A 19,419-nucleotide genomic window follows, 5' to 3' on the forward strand; every position below is an offset into this window, starting at 1 on the left:
GAGGGGCCGGAAAATGTATAACAAACCAGGATGACAGTCATCATTCAACTGCCCCTTACTCGTTCCCACGCTCTGCGTGGGAATGCAGGGGTTGACGCTCTGCGTCGTGCCTGCGAGTGCGACGCGGAGCGTCACTGGATGCGTTCCCACGCGGAGCGTGGGAACGAGGTAACGAGGTAGCCGGCTAGCCAACCTGCCGCCAGGGCAGCGCCGGCGCCACCAGCCGTGGCCCGTCGTACCCGGCCACATCGCCAAAGCGCTCCAGGTTCAGCCCGCTCCAGTCCTCCATGGCCTGGGCGATTTCCTGTTTGTCGTGGCCGACGAAATTCCACCACATGAGGATTTCTTCCTCGAAGGGTTCGCCACCCAGCAACAGTGCCCGGCTGGGCCCGGCTGCCTTGAGCTGTATATCCTTCAGGCCACGCCCCAGGTAAGCCAGTTCGTCGCTGGCGAAGCGTTCCCCGTTGACTTCCAGCTCGCCTTCCAGCACCAGCACCCCGTATTCGAATGCCGGATCGAGGATCAGGCCGGTATCAATGGCGCCCGGGTTGGCCAGGTCCACCCCCACCAGCGGCGAATAGAGCCGGGTCGGTGCGGTTCTTCCGGCAAAGCTGCCGGCCAGCAGGGTGATCTGCAGCCCGTCCTGGGTCCACACCGGCAGGTCGGGATAGTGGTCGAAGGCCGGATCGCAATGCTTGTCTGACTCGGGTAAGGCGATCCACAACTGTGCCGCGTGCAGGTGATGTTCTTCCGGCAGCGACTCTTCGGTATGGGTAATGCCTCGTCCGGCGGTCATGAGGTTGACCTGGCCCGGCCGGATCACCTGGACATTGCCCAGGCTGTCGCGGTGCAACACCTCGCCTTCGATCATCCAGGTAAAGGTCTGCAGGCCGATATGCGGATGCGGCCCCACACGCAGGCCGCCCTGGCTCTCGAATACCGCGGGGCCGGCATGATCGAGGAAACACCAGGCGCCGATCTTGCGCCGTTGCCGCGAGGGCATTGCGCGGCTGACGGGGATACCGCCACCGACTTCGGCGGTGCGGGCGGCGATGCGCTGTATTGCCCGACGCCCCTCTTCTACCGGGCAATCCGAAGAGGTCGAGAGATGGCAATGGGTTTCCTGGTTGCTCATGGTCGTGGTTCTTTCAGGTCAGTTGGCTGTTGATCTGGACCGTGCCGCTGAGCAGCTTGTGCAGCGGGCAGACGTTGGCGATCTCGAGCAGGCGTTGACGCTGCGCTTCATCGAGGTTCCCGTTCAAGGTGATCGAGCGGGCTATTTCAGTATGGACGACAGGGCGCCCTTCTTCTTTGAGGATATTCAAGCGGACGTCGATACCCTTGAGCGGGATTTCCTTGCGCTGGGCATACATGGCCAGGGTGATGGCGGTGCAGGCCCCGAGCGCCGACAACAGCAACTGGTGCGGATTGGGGCCGGTATCCTGACCGCCCAACTGGGCGCTCTCGTCCGCCAGCCACTGATGCACGCCGTCGCTCAGCGTTACTTGATAGGGAATGCCATCCTGCACGGCGCGTACAACCGATTCGCTCATGAACTCGCTCCTTTGTGTGCCGCTGGAGGCTGGTAATGCCCAGCCTCCGGCGAGCCGATTACTTGCCAGCGGTCAGTGTGGAGTAGCTGGTGATGAGGTTACGGTAGTCCGGGATGTGGTTGGAGAACAAGGTACCCAGCCCTTCGATATCGTTACGCCAGTCGCGGTGCAGCTCGCAGGCCAGCCCGAACCAGGTCATCAACTGTGCACCGGCTTCGGACATACGGTTCCAGGCCGAGTGCCGGGTAATTTCATTGAAGGTGCCCGACGCATCGGTCACCACAAATACATCGAAGCCGGCCTCGATGGCCGAGAGCGCCGGGAACGCCACGCAGACCTCGGTGACAACACCGGCGATGATCAGTTGTTTCTTGCCGGTTGCCTTGACGGCCTTGACGAAATCCTCGTTGTCCCAGGCATTGATCTGGCCGGGTCGTGCAATGTAAGGCGCATCGGGGAACTGTGCCTTCAACTCCGGCACCAAAGGACCGTTCGGGCCGTTCTCGAAGCTGGTGGTAAGGATGGTCGGCAACTTGAAGTATTTGGCCAGATCGGCCAGTGCCAACACATTGTTCTTGAATTTGTCCGGTTCTATATCGCGCACCAGAGACAGCAGGCCTGTCTGGTGATCAACCATCAATACGGCCGCTTGATCCTTGTCGAGACGTTTGTAGGCGTTGGACATTTTCATACTCCTTTAGGAAACGGGGACGGCACAGAGGCAAAGCCTGGGTATTGACCTTAGCCCACTCCTGAATTTCGGCCACAGGTTCACTGCGGACATCCAGTGGTCGCTAAGGTAGTCCCTGCGCCAGGGCTGCGGTAGGCGTGAATCTGAGCGGGTGAGTCTCAAATATGGAACGGCGCTCAGCCCAGCCGTTCCTGGCGCAAGACCTCGCCGAAGACCCGCAGCGCCCAGTCCAGGTCCTGACGACCGTCCTGGGGGAAGCCCAGACGAAAGCATTGGCGATGCAGCCCCTGCAGGCTGAACACCTCACCAGGGGCGATCACTATCCGCTGCTCCAGCAAACGCTCGAAGACCCGCCTGGGTTCCACCGGCTCCCGGGCCTGGGCCCAGAGCCCAGCCCCCCCCATTGGCAGATTCAGTTTCAGCTGTTCACCCAGGTGTTCCTGCAACTGCCCGGCCAGGCCATGCAAGCGTTCCTGCAGGTGCAGGCGCATCTGCTGCAGATGAAGGTCGATCCGCCCCTTGCGATATAAGCGTGCAATGGCCCTCTGGCGAATCGGCGGCATGCGGAAGGAACGCAACAGGAAGTGCCGCTGCAGCTCTGCGCTGAAATGCCGGGACAGCAGATAGCCATAGGGCGCTTCGGGGCCGATGATGCGCTCCAGGGAAGAAAACACCAGCAAGCGTTCGGGGTTGACCAGATCACGCAGCTTTTGTCCCGGCTCGTCGACGAAACAGAACTCGCCATCCAGGTCATTTTCCAGCAGCCATGCCCCATGAAACTCCAGCAACCCGGCAATGGCCTCCTTGTCCGATTCGGGCATCAGGCTGCCCTGGGGTGCATTGATGCCGGAGCACAGCAACACCAGGCGCACCGGTTCACTGCGCAACAGCTGCTTGAATTGCTCCAGGTCCAGGCGACCGGCCTGACACAACGGCAGCTCGATAATGCGCAGGCCCGCCGCCTGCAAGACCCGCAACACCATCCACGAGCAAGGCGACGACACCAGCACGGTACTGCCGCGCAGCTCCAGGGCAGACAACATGATTTCCAGCACGGCCCGCACATCGACGCCGATGTAGACGTCATCGGCGCACCAATAGCACTGCGCCGAACGGGTATAGCGCGCCGCCAGTGCCGCTCGCAATTCAAGCTCGCCGCAGGGCTGCCGGAGGTTGCCCTGCCAGCGCGGATTCTGCCTGAGCAATTCACGCTCGAGCATCAGCAAGGTGTTGTCCAGGGTCAACAGCGCCGATGGTTCGACATGACTCAACACCAGCATATCCGGCCGATTGGCATGGTATTGCAGGGTCTGCAGCAGGTCCTTTTCGCTCTGGCAGACCCGCCTGTTGCCAGGCATCTGGGCAAAGTACCCGGATTTGGCGACCGAATAGATCCGCCCTTCGCTTTCCAGCAAGGAGTAGGCGTATTGAATGGTTGAGATGGACACCTTCAAGCGCCGGGACAAATCGCGCAACGACGGCAGTTTTCTCCGCGTTCCCGGCGTCACTTCATTGACCAGGGTGGACAAGTAGCGATAGACCGCCTGATAGGCGAAACCGTTTTTCCGTTGCTTGTTCATCAGCGACCGGAAACACGCTCGAAGGTCATTTTTCCGGTACGAGGGTCACGGGACCTGATGCGTGACGTATCCGGATCACTGGCGCGCACGCTGACGATCAGCGAGCTGCGGTCAAGGCTGTCCGCCCGCTGCATGCCGTACAGGCGCTGCAGAGCCTGCGAGGGCAAACCACTGATATCGGTCAGCCATTGCAGCACCGGCTCTGGCGCTGGTTCCCCGCGCAGTGCCTTGTGCAGATAGGGCAAGGCAACCAGCATGCCCGGATGACAGCGCCGCAGGAAGGCCTCCAGGTCCTGACCCTGGTTGACGAATGGTGTAAACAGCAGGCAAACCAGCTGCGCCTCACTCAAGCCATAGGCCTGTTGCGAAAAATCGTCGGCCAACTGGCGCCGTTGCTTCAAGCCAGCCTCGTCCTCATAGGCTGCCAGGGCTTGTTCGATCAGCCCGGCAGGCATCCCCTTGCGCTGCATCATGGCCTCGGCCAGTTGCAGGTACTCGTCGATACCATCACGGTAATCGCGATTGTGCACGAACTGCGCACGCAGCCCGCGCATATGGGCCATCAACAAGGGGTTGGCACAATCGGACTCACTGAACGCGAACGCCAGTTCGGCAAAGCGAAACCCCAGAAACTCGGTGAGCAAGCTGCTTTTGGTCGGCTCAGGTGTGTGCACCAGATCATGTATGGACAAAAAACGCGGCTCGGCTGCCTGGCTGGGCAACGGCTCCGCCCCCTGGTAATTGTCGCCATGCAATTGCTGATAATAAGCATGCCCCAGGGAATCGAACTGCTCCAGCAAGGCACCTTCACGCAAGGCTTCGCCGCCTTGCAACAGCCCGACATCGCGCAAGACGCGTCTACCCCAGGCCAGGTATCTGGCCTGCTCGGCCGGCGGATCGGTACAGATCACCAGATCGACGCCGCCCTCCCAGGCGATGATGCGCCGATAGAAGTCCGCCAGGTTCAAATAGCAGCTATTGCAGAACATGGCCCGGGCGTCGCCCGTGGTCAGGTGCCCGGCCATCAGCAGATCCATGCGATTGGCGTTCGAGGCCGCCATTGAAAGACGCGCCTTGGCGTCGAAGGCCAAAACCTGGTGGTCGTCGACCACCAGCACTTCCACCCTCGGGTCGTCATCGGCAAACAAGGCGTGATAGGTACGCTGGATGTTGCCCAGCACCGCCGAGGTCATCCCGGCATGGCGACACGTCGCCACGCGCAGTGCGAAAGTATCCGGCGCACGAGCGGCGATACTCAATTGGGCTGCGCGCATGAAGGCCAGTGCGTGGGAACTGTCCTTGCCCCCCCCATAAGCCATCATGATGCGTAAACCACCGATGCGTTCCACTCCGCCAGCGGCAACGATCAGACGCTGTATCAGCTGGTGCAGTGCAGTTTTCTGGGCAATGGAGAGATGGCCGAGCAATCGCTGCAATACCTGGTGATAGACGTTCTTCATGGCCTGATCGTGAGTCTCGCTCATAACTTTTACCTGACATCCAATGACGGTTACGCTCGGTACAGTAGTGCAACGCAAATTAACCTTTGCCAGCACACAGGGAGCAACGAACAAGGTATTGAATACACCTCGCCGCACAAACCACTCTTGACAGAAATGGTCGATTTTAATTGCGACTTCCTAGGAAGTTTCCAACAACTTCCTACAACTATTCAGTGTTCTATCTTCTGCCGCTCAAACACCAGAACGGGAGTATCGGTACCTGCTCCAGGCCTGATTTCTGGCGTATGCCGGTCCCACACCCAAGCAGATCCGGGCATTGGCAGCACGATGTGCGAACTGGTAGTACGATCATGTCTCATTCCATGGAAATGACGATGGACGAGCCATTATCGGCACTTGCGCAGTGATTAAAAGATACAGAATCCAGTAAAAAACCAGTTCAGTTATTCTTCAAATCAGGGCATTGGGATGAAAGAGGAACGTGAAGTTTTATAGAACGCAAAATAGCGGAGGAACCGGTTTATATGCCATGAATAACCAAGAGGAAATTTCCGAAAACAGAAGCGGAATAGTCTGCACATAAAAAAACGCCAAGGTAGTCAACCTTGGCGTTTTTGCAAAACAGCAGCGTTGCGAGCCCTGTGTCGGGGCTATGGCCATTCAGGCCGGGGCAACCTGCAATGCGACACGGGCACCGCATGGGCAATTATCCATGTAACGATGCGCCTCGACGAACTGCTCGAACGGGAAAACCCGAGTGGCCTGGGGCACGAGGATCTTGTCCACTGTCATCTGGTTGATCTCGCGCAACGCCCGCTCCAGGGCGGCCTTGTCCTGGGTAATGCCCAGTTCCGGCTTGCCGGTGAAATTACCCAGGCAATGCACGTAGAACTGGATGTTCTTCTGGAACGCCGCACAGGCCGGGAACGGCGTCTGATTGCCGCCTTGCAGGCCGTAAAGCACCAGGCTGCCGCGCGGTGCCAGGGCATCGCCGAGCAGCGACATCTGCGGGCCGCCGAGGCCGTCCAGGACCATGTCGACCCCGCGCCCGTCGGTGTACTTCTTGATCTGCATGAGCAGATCCTGTTCCTCGGTGACGATGACCTTGTCGGCGCCCAACGACAGCAGATCCTCGCGCTGATCAGCCGATTTGGTCGCCGCGATGACCTTGATGCCCAACGCCTTGCCCAACTGCACGAACGAAGGGCCGGCACAATGACTGGCATCGGTGATCAGAGCGAACTGACCGGATTTGGCCCGCGCCAGGTCCATGTAAGCGAAATAGGCAACCAGCAACGGTGTGTAATACACGCTGGCCTCGAGCGGGGTAAGGATATCCGGGTAGCGCGTCAGGGACGCACGAGGCAGCACGATCACTTCACCGTAGACCGGATACCGGTTCGGGCTCTCGGCCGGAAAGCTGGCCACCTTGTCGCCCACGGCCAGGTCGTCCACGCCCTCGCCCACCGCGGTCACGATGCCCGCCATTTCCTGACCCAGGCCCGCAGGCAGGTGAGCTTGCGACGGCGCCAGGTTCTGACGCCAGAGTACGTCATACCAACTGATGCCGATCGCTTCGACGCGCACTTGCACCTCGCCGGGTGCGGGGTGGGCAGGTGCCTGCTCTTCGCACTTGAGCACATCGGCAGGGCCAAACTTGTGAAAACGGATCGTGCGCGACATCACAAACCTCGTCAAATGAACCTCTAATACCCTGAACTCTATCCGGGCTTTTACCGTTAGACCATCAGTGGCTATTAATAGTCGACATGCCTGTCATTGATTGCAAATCCATTTTACTGGGCTAAAACACAAATTTTCCGGTGCAGGGTAACAGCCTTTGCCCGTAATATTCATGCCAAGCCCCATTCCTGACACTCCAGCGAAGCGAACCAGATGAACCGTAACGACCTGCGTCGCGTCGATCTGAACCTGCTGATCGTGTTCGAAACCCTGATGCACGAGCGCAGCGTAACGCGCGCGGCAGAAAAACTCTTCCTTGGCCAACCGGCGATCAGTGCAGCATTGTCTCGCTTGCGCAGCCTGTTCGACGATCCCTTGTTCGTGCGCACCGGCCGCAGCATGGAGCCCTCGGCCCGGGCGGTGGAAATCTTCGCCCTGCTCTCGCCCGCCCTGGACTCCATCTCCACCGCGGTCAGCCGCGCTGCCGACTTCGATCCGGCCACCAGCACCGCGGTGTTTCGCATCGGCCTGTCCGACGACGCCGAGTTTGCCCTGCTGCCGATGCTGCTCAAGCGGGTGCGCGCCGAAGCACCCGGCATCGTCCTGGTGGTGCGGCGCGTCAACTATATATTGATGCCGTCATTGCTGGCTTCCGGGGAAATCTCCATCGGCGTGAGTTACACCGCCGACCTGCCGGCCAATGCCAAGCGCAAGGTACTGCGCCGCAGCAGACCCAAACTGCTGCGCGCCGATACCATGCCTGGCGCCTTGAGCCTGGACGAGTTCTGCGCCAGGCCCCATGCACTGGTGTCGTTTGCCGGCGACCTGAGCGGCTTCATCGACGAAGCGCTGGATAAACTCGGCCGCAAGCGTCATGTGGTGCTGGCTGTGCCCCAATTCAACGGGCTCAGCACCCTGCTGTCGGGCACCGACATCGTCGCCACCGTACCCGACTACACCGCCGATGCCCTGACCGCCGCCGGCGGTGTGCGGGCCGAGGAATTGCCGATCGAGGTGCAGTCCTTCGAATTGCACATGGCCTGGCGGGGGTCGCAGGACAATGATCCGGGGGAGCGGTGGTTGCGGTCGCGGATTCAGATGTTCTTTGGGGATCCGGATAGTCTTTGACTGCCACATCGTTGGGCGGCAAGGCAAGCACAGCCCTATACGCTTTCTCCCATCAAAGCGTTGTGGCCCCCTGACGCTGACTCAAGGGCAAGTGTCCAACGGGGGGCGCCTCAGTATTTTATCGTTTTCGGCGAGAAAGGCTCTTTCGTTAATAAATTCAAGTGAAAGTTAGCGTTTTCGCACCCACCAAATTATCGTTTTCGCGTACTATCCCCTTCTGGCTATCATTTTTTTGCTCTGGCTAGGGAATCCGACAATGCAAGTAGGCTTCAAAGCACTCGCCGATCGCTACGCTATCGCGCTTGCACAACCCCTACGTGTCGAGTCGGTGATCGGTACGACACGGATGAGTCGCGAGAGTGACGGACACGTCGAGAACAAGTATCCCGCCAGCTACCAGCCGGTGGACAATTTCGCGGGGCATTTCGAGTTTGGGCTCAAGTACGAAGAAATTCACCTCGAGTTTTTCGCTCGTCTGTTTGCGGCTGTTGGCCCAGAGCCCATCGAAGCCTGGTGCCGGCAAGCGCCCTTTGGCCAATATGCCCGCCGCACCGGATTCCTGTACGAGTGGTTAACCGGACAGCATCTGGATGTGCCAGATGTGACCAATGGCGGCTATGTCGATGCCGTTTCGTCGCAGCAGTACCTGACCCGCGTTAAGCCACTGCGGATACGGCGCTGGCGCATCAACGACAATCTGCCCGGCGTGCCGGAGTTCTGCCCCCTGGTCCGCCGTACCGATACCGTGCAACAAGCGCTGCAATTTGACCTGGATGCGGCACTGCGCGAGCTGAACCAGACCTTTGGTGCCGACATCCTGATGCGCACGGCCAGTTGGCTGACGTTCAAGGAGTCGCGTGCGAGCTTTCTGATTGAGAAAGAGGCAGACCAAGCCGACAGGATCCAGCGGTTTGCTCACGTGATCGCCAAGTACTGTGGCCATATCAAGGATCCGTTGAGCAACGATAGCCTACACACGTTGCAAGCCGGTATTTTGGGTCATGAGTCCTTCGGACTGGGCCTGCGGCACTCGCCGGTCTTCATAGGACAGGCGACTATGCGCGAGGACATCGTGCACTACATTGCGCCGCAATTTGAGGTGCTGGCGCAACTGCTTGAGGGCCTGAAAGCATTCGAGCTGGCAACACGAGGCGCCGAACCGCTGGCTCGAGCTGCGGCCATCGCCTTCGCCTTTGTATATATCCATCCCATGCGGGACGGCAATGGACGGATCCATCGCTTCCTGATCAACGACACCCTCATCCGCGACAAGGCGGTGCCTGATGGCGTGATCCTGCCGGTGTCGGCCACCATCACGAGCTCGATCGATTTTCGGGCGCGCTACGATCGTACACTGGAGGTGTTTTCGCGGCCATTCATGCAACGTTACGCAGCGTCCTATCGGTTTGGCGAACTCGTCGTCTACGAGGATGGCACCCCGAGCAACCTGGTCTTCGATGATTACGAGGATGCGCAATTTGCATGGCGCTATCCCGACCTGACTGAACACGTCCTGTACACGGCACAGGTCGTGGCGCATACGGTCCGTACCGAGATGGCCGATGAGGCCCGTGTGCTGGTCATTTTCCAGCGCGCCCAGGAGCGGCTCAAAGAGGTGGTAGAAATGCCGGATCAGGACGCGAGCCGCATCATTCGCTCTCTCAAGGAAAATGGGTGGCAGGTATCTGACAAATTGAAGAAAGTCTATCCGCAGCTGGACGACGCTCACCGGGCGGAACGTATTGTGGAAGCCGTGCGCTCCGCATTCGAAGAACGTGAAGTGGGGAGCGGCGAAGAGTGATCTTCGATCTCACGTCTCACAGATTCCCCATTCTCAATGGGAGTTGCTGTCCCAGAACCAACTCCATATGCCAGGTAAATGGACCGGTTGGTTGGCATCGCGAACCGTACGGGCAAGGGCGGCACGTTGCAAGGCTGCCTGTTCGTCGTAAAAAGGTTTGGCGGCGGTGGTCACACCGGTCTCGCGCGCGCTGTCGAGCAGAATCTGTAGATATTCCTCAATATGCCAGGACGTGTAGCGATTGAGATCGTGAAACGTCACGACCACCGGAATGACGCCATCAACCGTCGGCAGTTCTCCGGCCGCAATCCGTTCGCGCACCTCGGACATTTGCCTGAGGAGATTGGCACGCCGGCGTGGGCTGCCGTTGAAGCCCCATATCTTACCGTCGTTGGCGCTCAGGTCGGTCAGCAACACCTTCAAGTTGTGTCGTTGATACGCGGCAAAGGTGCGTTTGTCGTAATTCCAGAACGGCGGGCGCAACAGCACCGGTGCGCTGCCAGTGATGGCAGCAATGTCCGCCGAGCCCAGTGTGAGCGCCTGTTCGAGTTCTTGCGCAGAGAGCGAGCGGTGATTGGTATGCCACGGTGTCGCGGTGTGGAAGCCCAGGATGTGTCCCGCCGCATTTTCACGCTGCATGATTTTGCGCCCCAGTTCGCTGCCACCGGCCCGGGGTGCTTCTGTCTGCACGAAAAACACGGCCTTGATGCCCGGCTCGATCGGGTTGTTGGCCAGCACGTCGAGAATGGCACTTGTCGGATTGAAAAAACCGGACGCGCTTGGACCGTCGTCGAAGGTCAGCAGAAAACGGATCGGTGGAGTCGAACGCAGAATCTGCTCGGTCTTCGGGGTCAGTTCGATCGGCGGGCCGATACAGCCGCTGAGAGCGACCGTAGCGGCAAGGGCAAATAGAATATTGGCGATCAATTTCATGTTATTGGCGCATCGTTCGCGCAAATTTCTGACAGCATGCGCAACCGACGCCTGGGCTCGCTGACGAACGGATTGCGTTCGTCCCAGGCGTAACCGGCGAGGATCGAGCTGATCATGCGACGGATTTCCGGTGTGCTGCCCTGGTGGTGGATCACATCCTGGAAGGTCCCGGCATACCAGCCTTCGACGTAGCAGCGGAAAGTGTCGACACCCCGCTTCAGTGGTTCGGCAAATTCGCGCTGCCAGTCCACACTTTCGCCTTGCAGCTGGCGATGCAGAACGCCGGCGGCCATGCTCGCCGAACGCATGGCGATGGTGACACCGGAGGAAAACACCGGATCGAGGAATTCTGCGGCATTGCCGAGCAAGGCGAAGCCCGGGCCGTGCAAGGTTTTGACGTTGGCCGAGTAGCCGCCGATGGTCCGCGCAGGCGTGTCCCAAACGGCGTTTTCCAGCACCGTGGCCAGGCTCGGGGTTTCGCCAACGAAACCGCGCAGGCACGCATCGAGATCGTCGCCGCGGCCTTCGAAGTGCTCGGCCGCGGCGACCACGCCCACCGAGCAGCGACCATTGCTGAACGGGATGGTCCAGAACCAGATATCACGCTGGTTCGGGTGCGTGCTGACGAGGATCTTTTCACGGTCGAAGTGCGAGCTGTCGATGTGGTCTTCGACGTGGGTGAACACTGCCTGGCGCATTGGGAAATTCGACGGTGCTTCAAGGTCGAGCAGGCGCGGCAAGACGCGGCCGTAGCCGCTGGCGTCGAGCACGAAGTCGGCTTCGATACGGTATTCGCTGCCGTCTTCACGGCGAGCATTGAGCTGGGGGTTCGCCAGCTCGAAGTTGGCACTGATGATCGTCTCGCCGTAGCGGATTTCCACCCCTTGCAGCACGGCCTGATCAGCCAGCAATTTGTCGAAATCAGCGCGCTGGACCTGAAAGGTGGTCGGCTTGCCGTTGCTGAAAGTGTCGCCGAAATCGAACGTGCTGTAGCGCTCGCCCCAGGCGAACGCCGCGCCGTTTTTCAGCTGAAAACCGGCGGCCTGTACCGCTTCGAGCATGCCGGCTTCTTCGACGAAATCCAGGCAGTGCGAGAGCAGGCTTTCGCCGATTGAAAACCGTGGAAAGTGCTGACGTTCAATGATCAGCACGTCATGGCCGTTACGCTTGAGCAGCGCGGCGGCGATGGCGCCCGATGGGCCGGCACCGATAACGATGACCTGGCGTCGTTCCATATCAACTGTTGGCACTGGAGCTCCTTGCCGGGGCGGCGACCTGTGAGGGAATTCGGTGCAGACCGGCGAGTGCCGGCAGCAGCGTTGCGATCAAACCCATCAGCATCAGCGCGAAGTACAGTGCCGGGCTGATCAGCTGTTGTTGCAGCAGCAGGTTGAGAAAGACGATCTCGCTCAAGCCGCGAATGTTCAGCAGCACGCTTTCGCGCCAGCGGCTGGCGCCGGCGAAGGACGCACCGGCCCAGCCGAGGCCCAGCCAGTTACCCAGCAGTTTACTGGCGATGGGAAACACCAGCAGCGCCCCCAGTTGCGCCCAGCCGAGGCTGTCCAAGGCACTGTGCACGTTGATCTGCACGATGCCGAAGGTCAGGATCAGCGGAATCGCGATGCCGTTCTGCAAGCGGCTCATCCAGGCTGCCTTCAATGGCAGTACCAGTGGCAGCTTGAGGGCGGCCATGCACAGCAGATAACCGATGCCGAAAATCAGCGCATTGAGCTTGTAGTGTTCCGCTACCACCAGCAGCGCGAAGAAGCCCAGGCTGTGCAACAGCGGCTGGCGCAACCCGAGCAGACGCAGCAGCAACGGCAGACAGGCACCGGCCAGCGGCAGCAACAGGCTGCTCAGGTGCAGGCTGCCTTGGGCGAAGGCGAACAGGCACCAGCAGGTCAGGTCGATGAGGATCGCGGTTTGCACCAGGCGGCGAGTAGCAAGCTCTGGATAGTTGATGTGTCGCAGGTACAGATACAGCACCGGAATCGCGGTGATCGCGAACAGCAGGCCCACCGCCAGCGAGCTCAACCACGGCTGAGCCGGTAGCAGCCAAAGGGCCGTCGCCAGACCACAGACGAAGGGAATACTGAAACTGGGCAGGGCGATTTTCAGGCTCTGGCGGTCCAGCTTCAGGTCAATCACATCGCTGAGGATGTGCCCCAGCAGCAGCGCGAAGCTCAGGCTGTAGAGGTTTTTCAGCCAGTCTGGCGAGACCAGCGCGGCGCCGCTCAACTGCCAGTTCGGTTCAATCCAGAAATACATCAACAACGGCAGGCCGAACGTCGCCAGCAGCAACTGGCTGACAATCGGGATCAACCCGAAATGACGCCCAACGCGAGTCGCCACGGCGAACAGCGCGAGGGCCAGTAGCCAGAACAGAAGGATCATCATGCTGCAGGCTCCGCAACTGGCGCGGCGTGCGCCGAAGGTCTGGCCCACGGCGCGAGGATGAAGCTGAAGGCCAGCCCAAGGCTCACCGAAAGGCCGAAGTTGCTCACCGCTGGCGTGCTGGAAATCGCCAGCAGGCCAAAGGACAGCCACGTGGTTGCTGCCGCCAGCAGCGTGCCCAGCAGGCTCACGGCAGCACCGCCGATCTGCTCGCGCATGAGGATCGCGTAATCGACACTGATCGCCGTCACCAGCAGCAGCCCGAACACGCTGAACAGCGTGAGCGGCTGCCCCAGCCAGCCGAGACTGGCCAGGCTGCACAGCGCCGCCAGTAACGGCAGTGCGACGAGCCGCAGAGCGCCACCAACGCCGAAGGGCAGAATCAACAACAGCACGATCAATACACACGACAGCAGCTTCAGCTCAGCGGCGCTGATCTGGGTGGCCGCGAAGACGTGGTTCAAGTCGTCCAGGCGGTCCACCAACTGCACACCTGGCAGGTCCAGTGCCTGCACGCGCAGCAGCGCCGGATCATTCAAGCCTTGCAGGCTGACCATCGCGGCCACGCCATCATCCGTGGCTCCCAGCCAAAGCGGGCGCCACGGCTCGGCCAAGGGGCCGACCAGCGCTGCGGCAACGTCTTCGACCGGCAGCGCTTGCAACTGCGCAAGTTCCGCTTGCAGTGCGGTGACCGGGATACCGAGATCCAGCAGCGGTTGCCAGAATGCCGGCAGTTTGTTCAGGGCCTCGCGAACCTGTTGCTGCTCGGATGGCATGCTGACCAGTTGATTCAACGCCAGGTAGCCTTTGAGCTTGTCCTGCTTGACCAACAGATCCAGCCGTTCGCCGAGGGCTTTCTGGCGCTCGAGCAGTTGCTGCTGATTGGCCGCGCGCACCAGGAAAAACTGGCTGGTGGGTTGATAGCCGGTGATACGCGCAATGGTCTGCGCTTCGCTCATCAACTGCGGTGGTGCACCGACCCACTGGCGAATGTCATTTTTGCTTGTCAGGTGCCACAGGCCACCGGCACAAAAGGCCAGGACCAACACCAGCAGGACCGAACTGCGCACGCGCTTGAGCAGCGCCTGGCGCACACTCAACAGAAACTCGGCAACCCGCAGCGGCCACTGTGCGGGTCGTAGATCCGTACCCTTGAGCAGCGCTGGCAACAGGCAAACCGCCGACAGGTAAGCACCGAGCAAACCGCCAGCAGAGAACACGGCGATCTGGGTCAGCGCCGGGAACGGAGTCCAGGCCAGCGCCAGATAACCGATGCAACTGGTCGCCAGGCTCAGGGTCAGCCCCGGCAAGGTCAACCGCAGCGCCGGCCAACTGTGCCAGGGTTTCAGACTCCAGCTCTTGGACAGGTAATGCAGTGGGTAATCGACCGCGACGCCGATCAGGCTCGAGCCCAGCACCAGGGTCATCACGTGCATATGGCCAAACAGCGCGACGCAGGCCACCGAGCCAAACAGCATGCCGACCAGGACGGGAACGAAGGCTAGCAACACCCGAAGCCTGCGGAACGCCAACAGCAGCAGCAACAGGATGCCGAGGGTCGCACCACCGCCGACCCAGGTGATCTCGCGGGTCGCTTGCTGTTGACCGTGGGCGGCGTACAGCAGGCCACTGGCGGCCAGTAGCTGTACGTCGGCCCGGGCTGCTTCTTCACGGCTGTGCAAGAGCTGCTCGGCGACTTTCAGCGGCAGCTGCATGTCGAACGCGTTGCCGCTGGTGCGGGCTCGCAGCAGCACCCAGCTTTTGCCGTCGGCGTCAGCGACCAATGCACCGCTGCCAATGTCCAGTTGTACGGAGCCGTGCTGCGGCTGGCTGTTCTGAATGCGTCCGGTCAGGCCGAACCAGTCATCCTGGCTCGGCACCAGGCTGAAACCGGTGAACGGGTCGAACAGCGCTTGTACACGCTGCTGGATGAAGGCTTGCGGTTGCTCGATCAACTGTTGCCGATCCGCCGCCGAGAGCATCGCCAACCGACCTTGCAACAGTTGCGTGCGCAGTGCGGGCAGATCGGCCTGCAGGTTCCATTGGACCTTTTCGAACACGCCGCTGGCCAGCCACTGTTCGCCGAGTTTTTTCGTCATGGCGATGGCTTGCTGGCGATTGGCGTGGCCGACCAGCACCAGCATTTCGCGGTTCAGCGGTTCCTGAATGCGCTGTTCGGCCTTGAGCTCCAGCGCATCCGGTGCGGTGCCCGGGACCAGATCCATCAGGTTGGCCGACAGCGGTGCGCCGTCGTGCCATTGCCAGCCGGCGAGCGCGAGCACTGCCATCAGCAGGGTCAGAAATAGCCGCGGGAGCATCCGTTCACTCGGCAAAGTCATGTTGCTCCGCGTCGCTCAACGGGGCGGCGCTGGTAATGTCCTGCATGCGCAAAACGGTGCTGTCGCCCTGGGTTTCCAACAGTTCGATGCGCTGCACCAGTTCGCCGCCGTCGATGTTGATCTGATTGAACACCTGCTTGAGCAGCATTGAACGCGGGGTCAGCGTGAGCTTCCAGTTCTGCGCTTCGCCGCTCAGCGAAAGCTCGAAATCCCGTTGCAGCCCACTGCTGTCGCCTTGCAGTACGGCAAGGAATATACGGTTCTGCTCGGCGCCGGCGCTCTTGCCCGGCAGCATTTGCCAGCCGCTGCCATCACGCCGCGCGATGCCTTTGGCGTTGATCCGGTAATCCTGTTGCAGCGGTATCTTGAGCAACCACAGCAAACCGTGATCCTTGGCCAGCACAAACGTGCCCTTGCTGGTCAGCGGCTGCGGCAGCGCACGCAGGTGTTTTTCCTGAATGAAGCTGCCGTGGATCACGCTCGGTTTGGCCAGTTGATCGCTCAGCTGTTGCAGGTCAAAGGCGAAGGCCTGCGATGAGAAAACCAGCAACAGCATCAATCCCCTGCTACGCATGCAGCCTCCAGTGTTGTTCGCCAATACGTTGCAGGCACAGACGCAATTCACCTTCCAGGGCGCGGTCTTCGATGACCGGCGCGAAGTCCTTGGCCAGTTCCTCGTGCATGGCTGCCAACGCAGGCGGCAATGCACGAGCGTCTTGCGCCTGGCTGCGCAGCCAGACGCCTTGATTGGCCGCCAGCAGGGTCGCGGCGGCGACCTGTTCGGTTAGCTCCAGCACGCGGATCGCATCGCGGGCGGCGATGGTGCCCATGCTGACTTTGTCCTGGTTGTGGCATTCGGTAGAGCGCGAGAACACGCTGGCCGGCATCGTGTTTTTCAGCGCTTCGGCGGTCCAGGCGCTAGTGCCGATCTGCACCGCCTTGAAGCCGTGGTTGAGCATCGCCCGATCGGCGCTGGCGCCCGACAGGTTGCTCGGCAAACCGTGGTTGTAGCGTTCGTCCACCAGCAGCGCGAGTTGGCGGTCAAGCAGGTCAGCGACGTTGGCCACGAGGTTTTTCAGGCTGTCCATGGCGAAGGCGATATGCCCGCCATAGAAATGCCCGCCGTGCAGCACGCGCTCCGCGATGGCGTCGATGATCGGGTTGTCGTTGGCGCTGTTGAGTTCGATCTCGATGAACGAACGCAGCCAGTTCAGGCTGTCGGCCAACACACCGAGCACATGCGGTGCGCAGCGAAGCGAATAACGGTCTTGCAGGCGATGCAGCGGCGCGGTCGGCGCGTCGATCGCCAGATCCTTGCGTAACCACGCGGCGACCTGCATTTGCCCAGGATGCGGCTTGGTGGCGAACAGGCGCTCGTCGAAGTGTTCCGGGTTGCCTTGCAGAGCGACCAAGTTCAGCGCGGTGATGCGCGTGGCCAGTTGCAGCAGGTAGTCGGCACGGGCGAAAGCCAGGCAAGCGAGGCCGGTCATCACCGCCGTGCCGTTCATCAGCGCCAGGGCTTCCTTGGGCCGCAGTACCAGCGGCTCCCAGCCGAGTTCGCGGTGTACATCGACGGCCTGTCGACGTTCGCCCTTGAACAGCACTTCGCGCTCGCCAGACAAGGTAGCGGCCACGTAAGACAGCGGCGTCAGATCACCGCTGGCGCCTACCGATCCCTCTTCCGGGATCAACGGCAAAATGTCGTGTTCGAGGAACGCGTGCAGGCGCTCCAGCAGTTCCACGCGAACCCCGGAAACGCCTTGGCACAGCGACTGCAAGCGCGCCGCGAGCACCGCGCGGGTGGCTTGGGCATCCAGCAGTTTGCCCAGGCCGCAGCCGTGGAAGGTGTACAGATGACGCGGCAGCGCTTCGACATGCTGCAGCGGCACCGCGACCACGCAGGAATCGCCGTAACCAGTGGTCACACCGTAGATCACGCCTTCCTTGTCCAGCAACGAATCGAGGAACCGTGCGCCCTTGGCGATGCGTTCGCGGTATTCGCTGTCACTTTGCAATTGCACAGGCACCTGACGATTGGCCAGGGCCAGCACCTCTTCGATGCGCAAAGGGCGTTCGCCGAAGGTAACCCGCTCAAGCAGATGCGTCGTCATCGGTCTTCCAGAATGGGTAAAAGTTGAACCATTGTTGGGGTGCTTCGAGGCAACCCTGGCCGAGGCGTTCGGCGTAGCGCGTGGCCCATTGGTGAATCACTTGCTCGCGGTTGCTGCGCTTCCACACCACCGCGTCGGCGAAGGGCTCTATGTACAGTCGATAGTCGCCCGTTGGTTTCTTCAGGCACAGCAGAAAATTGACCGGGCACTTCAACAGACCGGCCAGCAACCAGGGGCCTTGGGGGAACGCGGCCGGATGACCGAGAAAGTCAACCGTCACGCTGCGCCCGCCGTGCAGCGGTACGCGGTCGCCGGCAATCGCCAGCCACTCGCCACGCTCCAGACGCTGGCTCAGTTGCAGCATGATCACCGGGTCCAGTTCGCTGACCTGGATCAGCCGCAAATTGGTCGCCCCGGCTTCGCCCAGCAGACGATTGAAACGCTCGGCGTGCTTGGTGTGCACCAGCACGTTCATGGTGACCCTTTCGCCAAGTTCGGCGAGGGCCCGGCAGACTTCGAGATTGCCCAGGTGCGCACCCACCAGCATCTGCCCGCGTTCACCGCGCAACTGATTGCGCAACAGCGCCGGGTCGATGATTTCGATTTGCTCGATGCTCAGCTTGCCGTTCCACACGTCGAGCTTGTCGAGCATGGAATCGGCGAAGGCCATGAACTGACCGAACACCCGCCAATGGGTCGGGCGCAATTCGTTGCGGTCGCTCCAGTCGGCGAGACGTTGCTGGTAGCGCCAGGCGCTGTGGCGGGCGCTGCGACCGAACAGGAAAAAATACAAGACAATGCCATACAGCAGCGGGCTCAACAGCCGACGCCCCAGCACTTTTGCGCAGAATGCAATGAATTTCATCAGCCAAAAGCTGCCGCGTTCTTTGTGATTGGCCCAGTGCTCTTTGTCTGCATTGATACTCATGCCCGCCACCGTCGCCAGAGGATTGCCGGCGCCCGTAGCAGCATGCCGAAGAACAAGCGGGTGTGCATGCTCGTAATCAGTACATTGTCGTGGAACATGCGAAAGTGCGAGACACCATCCAGGGGGTAGTGAACCCGGGTCTGCAGCCAGCGCATCGGCAGATTGCGCCAGGCCAGGCGCACGATGATGTCTGAGTCGAAGTCCATGCGTTTGCCGATTTTCGTCGAGTCGATCAGCGCCAGGGTCGGTGGCAACGGATAGAGGCGAAAACCGCACATGGAGTCACGAATCTGCAACGAAAGGGTGTTGATCCAGACCATGACGTGAGTCAGGTAGCGGGCGTACAAACGGCCCTTCGGCACGCTGGCGTCATACAGCGGGTAGCCACAGATCAGCGCGTCAGGATGGGCGCGCGACTGCTCGATAAAGGACTCGACGTCATTGAGGTCATGCTGGCCGTCGGCGTCCACTTGCACAGCGTGGCTGAAGCCCAGGCGCGAGGCTTCGCGAAACCCGCTCATGACGGCACCGCCCTTGCCCTGATTGACGGCGAGTTTGATCAGAAAGACCTGGTCGCGCTGGGCCAGTCGCTCAAGCACCGCCGCACAGACCGGGCTGCTGGCGTCATCGACCAGAATGCACGGCAGGCCGCTTGCGAGCAGCGCATCGACCACGGTCGTGACGGCGGTTTCGTGGTTGTAGACCGGGATCACGGCACAGGGGTTGTGCATGCGCAGTCTCCAGCAAAATCCGCCCATTGGAGCAGGTGGTCGGTGTAACTGAGCGCCGGAGCCGCCGTTACGGCGCGTTCCGCT

General features: G+C 60.8%; 16 protein-coding genes. 2 read left to right on the top strand and 14 right to left on the bottom strand.

Annotation, left to right across the window (positions count from 1 at the left end):
• Nucleotides 1–184: 184 nt before the first annotated feature.
• The 6 genes from F2S13_RS22160 to F2S13_RS22185 form a co-directional block, all read right to left on the bottom strand.
• Nucleotides 185–1,135: a pirin family protein gene (locus F2S13_RS22160; protein ID WP_166364824.1), complete on the bottom strand. Its 951-nt coding sequence runs from the start codon at nucleotides 1,133–1,135 to the stop codon at nucleotides 185–187.
• Between the two features lie 13 nt (nucleotides 1,136–1,148).
• The gene (locus F2S13_RS22165; RefSeq protein ID WP_166364826.1) at nucleotides 1,149–1,553 is read right to left on the bottom strand and encodes an OsmC family protein; all 405 of its coding nucleotides are present in this window, start codon (nucleotides 1,551–1,553) and stop codon (nucleotides 1,149–1,151) included.
• A 58-nt stretch (nucleotides 1,554–1,611) separates the two neighbouring features.
• Nucleotides 1,612–2,238 carry an isochorismate family cysteine hydrolase YcaC gene (gene ycaC / locus F2S13_RS22170; protein WP_166364828.1) on the bottom strand — a complete coding sequence of 209 codons (627 nt, stop codon included), beginning with the start codon at nucleotides 2,236–2,238 and terminating at the stop codon, nucleotides 1,612–1,614.
• A 182-nt stretch (nucleotides 2,239–2,420) separates the two neighbouring features.
• Nucleotides 2,421–3,824, bottom strand: coding sequence for an aminotransferase-like domain-containing protein (locus F2S13_RS22175; protein WP_166364830.1), 1,404 nt, complete (start codon nucleotides 3,822–3,824; stop codon nucleotides 2,421–2,423).
• Nucleotides 3,824–5,308: a hypothetical protein gene (locus F2S13_RS22180; RefSeq protein WP_166364832.1), complete on the bottom strand. Its 1,485-nt coding sequence runs from the start codon at nucleotides 5,306–5,308 to the stop codon at nucleotides 3,824–3,826. The genes F2S13_RS22175 and F2S13_RS22180 overlap by 1 nt, the downstream gene beginning before the upstream one ends.
• Before the next feature lie 639 nt (nucleotides 5,309–5,947).
• The gene (locus tag F2S13_RS22185; RefSeq protein WP_166364834.1) at nucleotides 5,948–6,970 is read right to left on the bottom strand and encodes a zinc-dependent alcohol dehydrogenase family protein; all 1,023 of its coding nucleotides are present in this window, start codon (nucleotides 6,968–6,970) and stop codon (nucleotides 5,948–5,950) included.
• A 213-nt stretch (nucleotides 6,971–7,183) separates the two neighbouring features.
• On the opposite strand from F2S13_RS22185, the gene F2S13_RS22190 reads away from it, so the two are divergent.
• A complete protein-coding gene (locus F2S13_RS22190; protein WP_166364836.1) occupies nucleotides 7,184–8,098 on the top strand; it encodes a LysR family transcriptional regulator in 915 nt (304 codons plus the stop codon).
• Nucleotides 8,099–8,354: 256 nt separating this feature from the next.
• Entirely contained in the window at nucleotides 8,355–9,899 is a 1,545-nt protein-coding gene (locus F2S13_RS22195) for a Fic family protein (RefSeq protein ID WP_166364838.1), read from the top strand.
• Between the two features lie 33 nt (nucleotides 9,900–9,932).
• Here the strand turns inward: F2S13_RS22195 and F2S13_RS22200 are convergent, their stop codons facing one another.
• The 8 genes from F2S13_RS22200 to F2S13_RS22235 are packed head-to-tail and all read right to left on the bottom strand — an operon-like array spanning nucleotide 9,933 to nucleotide 19,335.
• A complete protein-coding gene (locus F2S13_RS22200; protein WP_166364840.1) occupies nucleotides 9,933–10,832 on the bottom strand; it encodes a polysaccharide deacetylase family protein in 900 nt (299 codons plus the stop codon).
• Nucleotides 10,829–12,082, bottom strand: a complete 1,254-nt coding sequence (locus tag F2S13_RS22205; protein WP_166364842.1) for a tryptophan 7-halogenase — start codon at nucleotides 12,080–12,082, stop codon at nucleotides 10,829–10,831. The genes F2S13_RS22200 and F2S13_RS22205 overlap by 4 nt, the downstream gene beginning before the upstream one ends.
• Complete coding sequence (locus F2S13_RS22210) at nucleotides 12,069–13,229, bottom strand: cation:proton antiporter (protein WP_166364844.1); 1,161 nt, start codon at nucleotides 13,227–13,229, stop codon at nucleotides 12,069–12,071. The genes F2S13_RS22205 and F2S13_RS22210 overlap by 14 nt, the downstream gene beginning before the upstream one ends.
• Entirely contained in the window at nucleotides 13,226–15,565 is a 2,340-nt protein-coding gene (locus F2S13_RS22215; protein WP_166364846.1) for an MMPL family transporter, read from the bottom strand. The genes F2S13_RS22210 and F2S13_RS22215 overlap by 4 nt, the downstream gene beginning before the upstream one ends.
• Nucleotides 15,549–16,139 (bottom strand): LolA family protein, encoded by a 591-nt coding sequence (locus F2S13_RS22220; protein ID WP_166364848.1) that lies wholly within the window; start codon nucleotides 16,137–16,139, stop codon nucleotides 15,549–15,551. The genes F2S13_RS22215 and F2S13_RS22220 overlap by 17 nt, the downstream gene beginning before the upstream one ends.
• Nucleotides 16,132–17,676, bottom strand: a complete 1,545-nt coding sequence (locus tag F2S13_RS22225) for an HAL/PAL/TAL family ammonia-lyase (RefSeq protein ID WP_166364850.1) — start codon at nucleotides 17,674–17,676, stop codon at nucleotides 16,132–16,134. Before F2S13_RS22225 ends, F2S13_RS22220 begins: the two co-directional genes overlap by 8 nt.
• On the bottom strand, nucleotides 17,657–18,604 hold the full coding sequence (locus tag F2S13_RS22230) for a lysophospholipid acyltransferase family protein (protein WP_166364852.1): 948 nt from the start codon (nucleotides 18,602–18,604) through the stop codon (nucleotides 17,657–17,659). Before F2S13_RS22230 ends, F2S13_RS22225 begins: the two co-directional genes overlap by 20 nt.
• Nucleotides 18,601–19,335, bottom strand: a complete 735-nt coding sequence (locus F2S13_RS22235) for a glycosyltransferase family 2 protein (RefSeq protein ID WP_166364854.1) — start codon at nucleotides 19,333–19,335, stop codon at nucleotides 18,601–18,603. Before F2S13_RS22235 ends, F2S13_RS22230 begins: the two co-directional genes overlap by 4 nt.
• Nucleotides 19,336–19,419: the final 84 nt, after the last annotated feature.

The sequence above is a fragment of the Pseudomonas akapageensis genome (assembly GCF_011355085.1).
Taxonomy (GTDB): Bacteria; Pseudomonadota; Gammaproteobacteria; order Pseudomonadales; family Pseudomonadaceae; genus Aquipseudomonas; species Aquipseudomonas akapageensis.

What these genes read in the sequence shown, in the direction of transcription:
- ycaC (WP_166364828.1), bottom strand. Translation starts at nt 2,238, where the DNA reads ATGTCCAACGCCTACAAACGTCTCGACAAGGATCAAGCGGCCGTATTG.
- F2S13_RS22175 (WP_166364830.1), bottom strand. Translation starts at nt 3,824, where the DNA reads ATGAACAAGCAACGGAAAAACGGTTTCGCCTATCAGGCGGTCTATCGC.
- F2S13_RS22230 (WP_166364852.1), bottom strand. Translation starts at nt 18,604, where the DNA reads ATGAGTATCAATGCAGACAAAGAGCACTGGGCCAATCACAAAGAACGC.
- F2S13_RS22220 (WP_166364848.1), bottom strand. Translation starts at nt 16,139, where the DNA reads ATGCGTAGCAGGGGATTGATGCTGTTGCTGGTTTTCTCATCGCAGGCC.
- F2S13_RS22235 (WP_166364854.1), bottom strand. Translation starts at nt 19,335, where the DNA reads ATGCACAACCCCTGTGCCGTGATCCCGGTCTACAACCACGAAACCGCC.
- F2S13_RS22180 (WP_166364832.1), bottom strand. Translation starts at nt 5,308, where the DNA reads ATGAGCGAGACTCACGATCAGGCCATGAAGAACGTCTATCACCAGGTA.
- F2S13_RS22185 (WP_166364834.1), bottom strand. Translation starts at nt 6,970, where the DNA reads ATGTCGCGCACGATCCGTTTTCACAAGTTTGGCCCTGCCGATGTGCTC.
- F2S13_RS22190 (WP_166364836.1), top strand. Translation starts at nt 7,184, where the DNA reads ATGAACCGTAACGACCTGCGTCGCGTCGATCTGAACCTGCTGATCGTG.
- F2S13_RS22195 (WP_166364838.1), top strand. Translation starts at nt 8,355, where the DNA reads ATGCAAGTAGGCTTCAAAGCACTCGCCGATCGCTACGCTATCGCGCTT.
- F2S13_RS22225 (WP_166364850.1), bottom strand. Translation starts at nt 17,676, where the DNA reads ATGACGACGCATCTGCTTGAGCGGGTTACCTTCGGCGAACGCCCTTTG.
- F2S13_RS22200 (WP_166364840.1), bottom strand. Translation starts at nt 10,832, where the DNA reads ATGAAATTGATCGCCAATATTCTATTTGCCCTTGCCGCTACGGTCGCT.
- F2S13_RS22165 (WP_166364826.1), bottom strand. Translation starts at nt 1,553, where the DNA reads ATGAGCGAATCGGTTGTACGCGCCGTGCAGGATGGCATTCCCTATCAA.
- F2S13_RS22210 (WP_166364844.1), bottom strand. Translation starts at nt 13,229, where the DNA reads ATGATGATCCTTCTGTTCTGGCTACTGGCCCTCGCGCTGTTCGCCGTG.
- F2S13_RS22215 (WP_166364846.1), bottom strand. Translation starts at nt 15,565, where the DNA reads ATGACTTTGCCGAGTGAACGGATGCTCCCGCGGCTATTTCTGACCCTG.
- F2S13_RS22160 (WP_166364824.1), bottom strand. Translation starts at nt 1,135, where the DNA reads ATGAGCAACCAGGAAACCCATTGCCATCTCTCGACCTCTTCGGATTGC.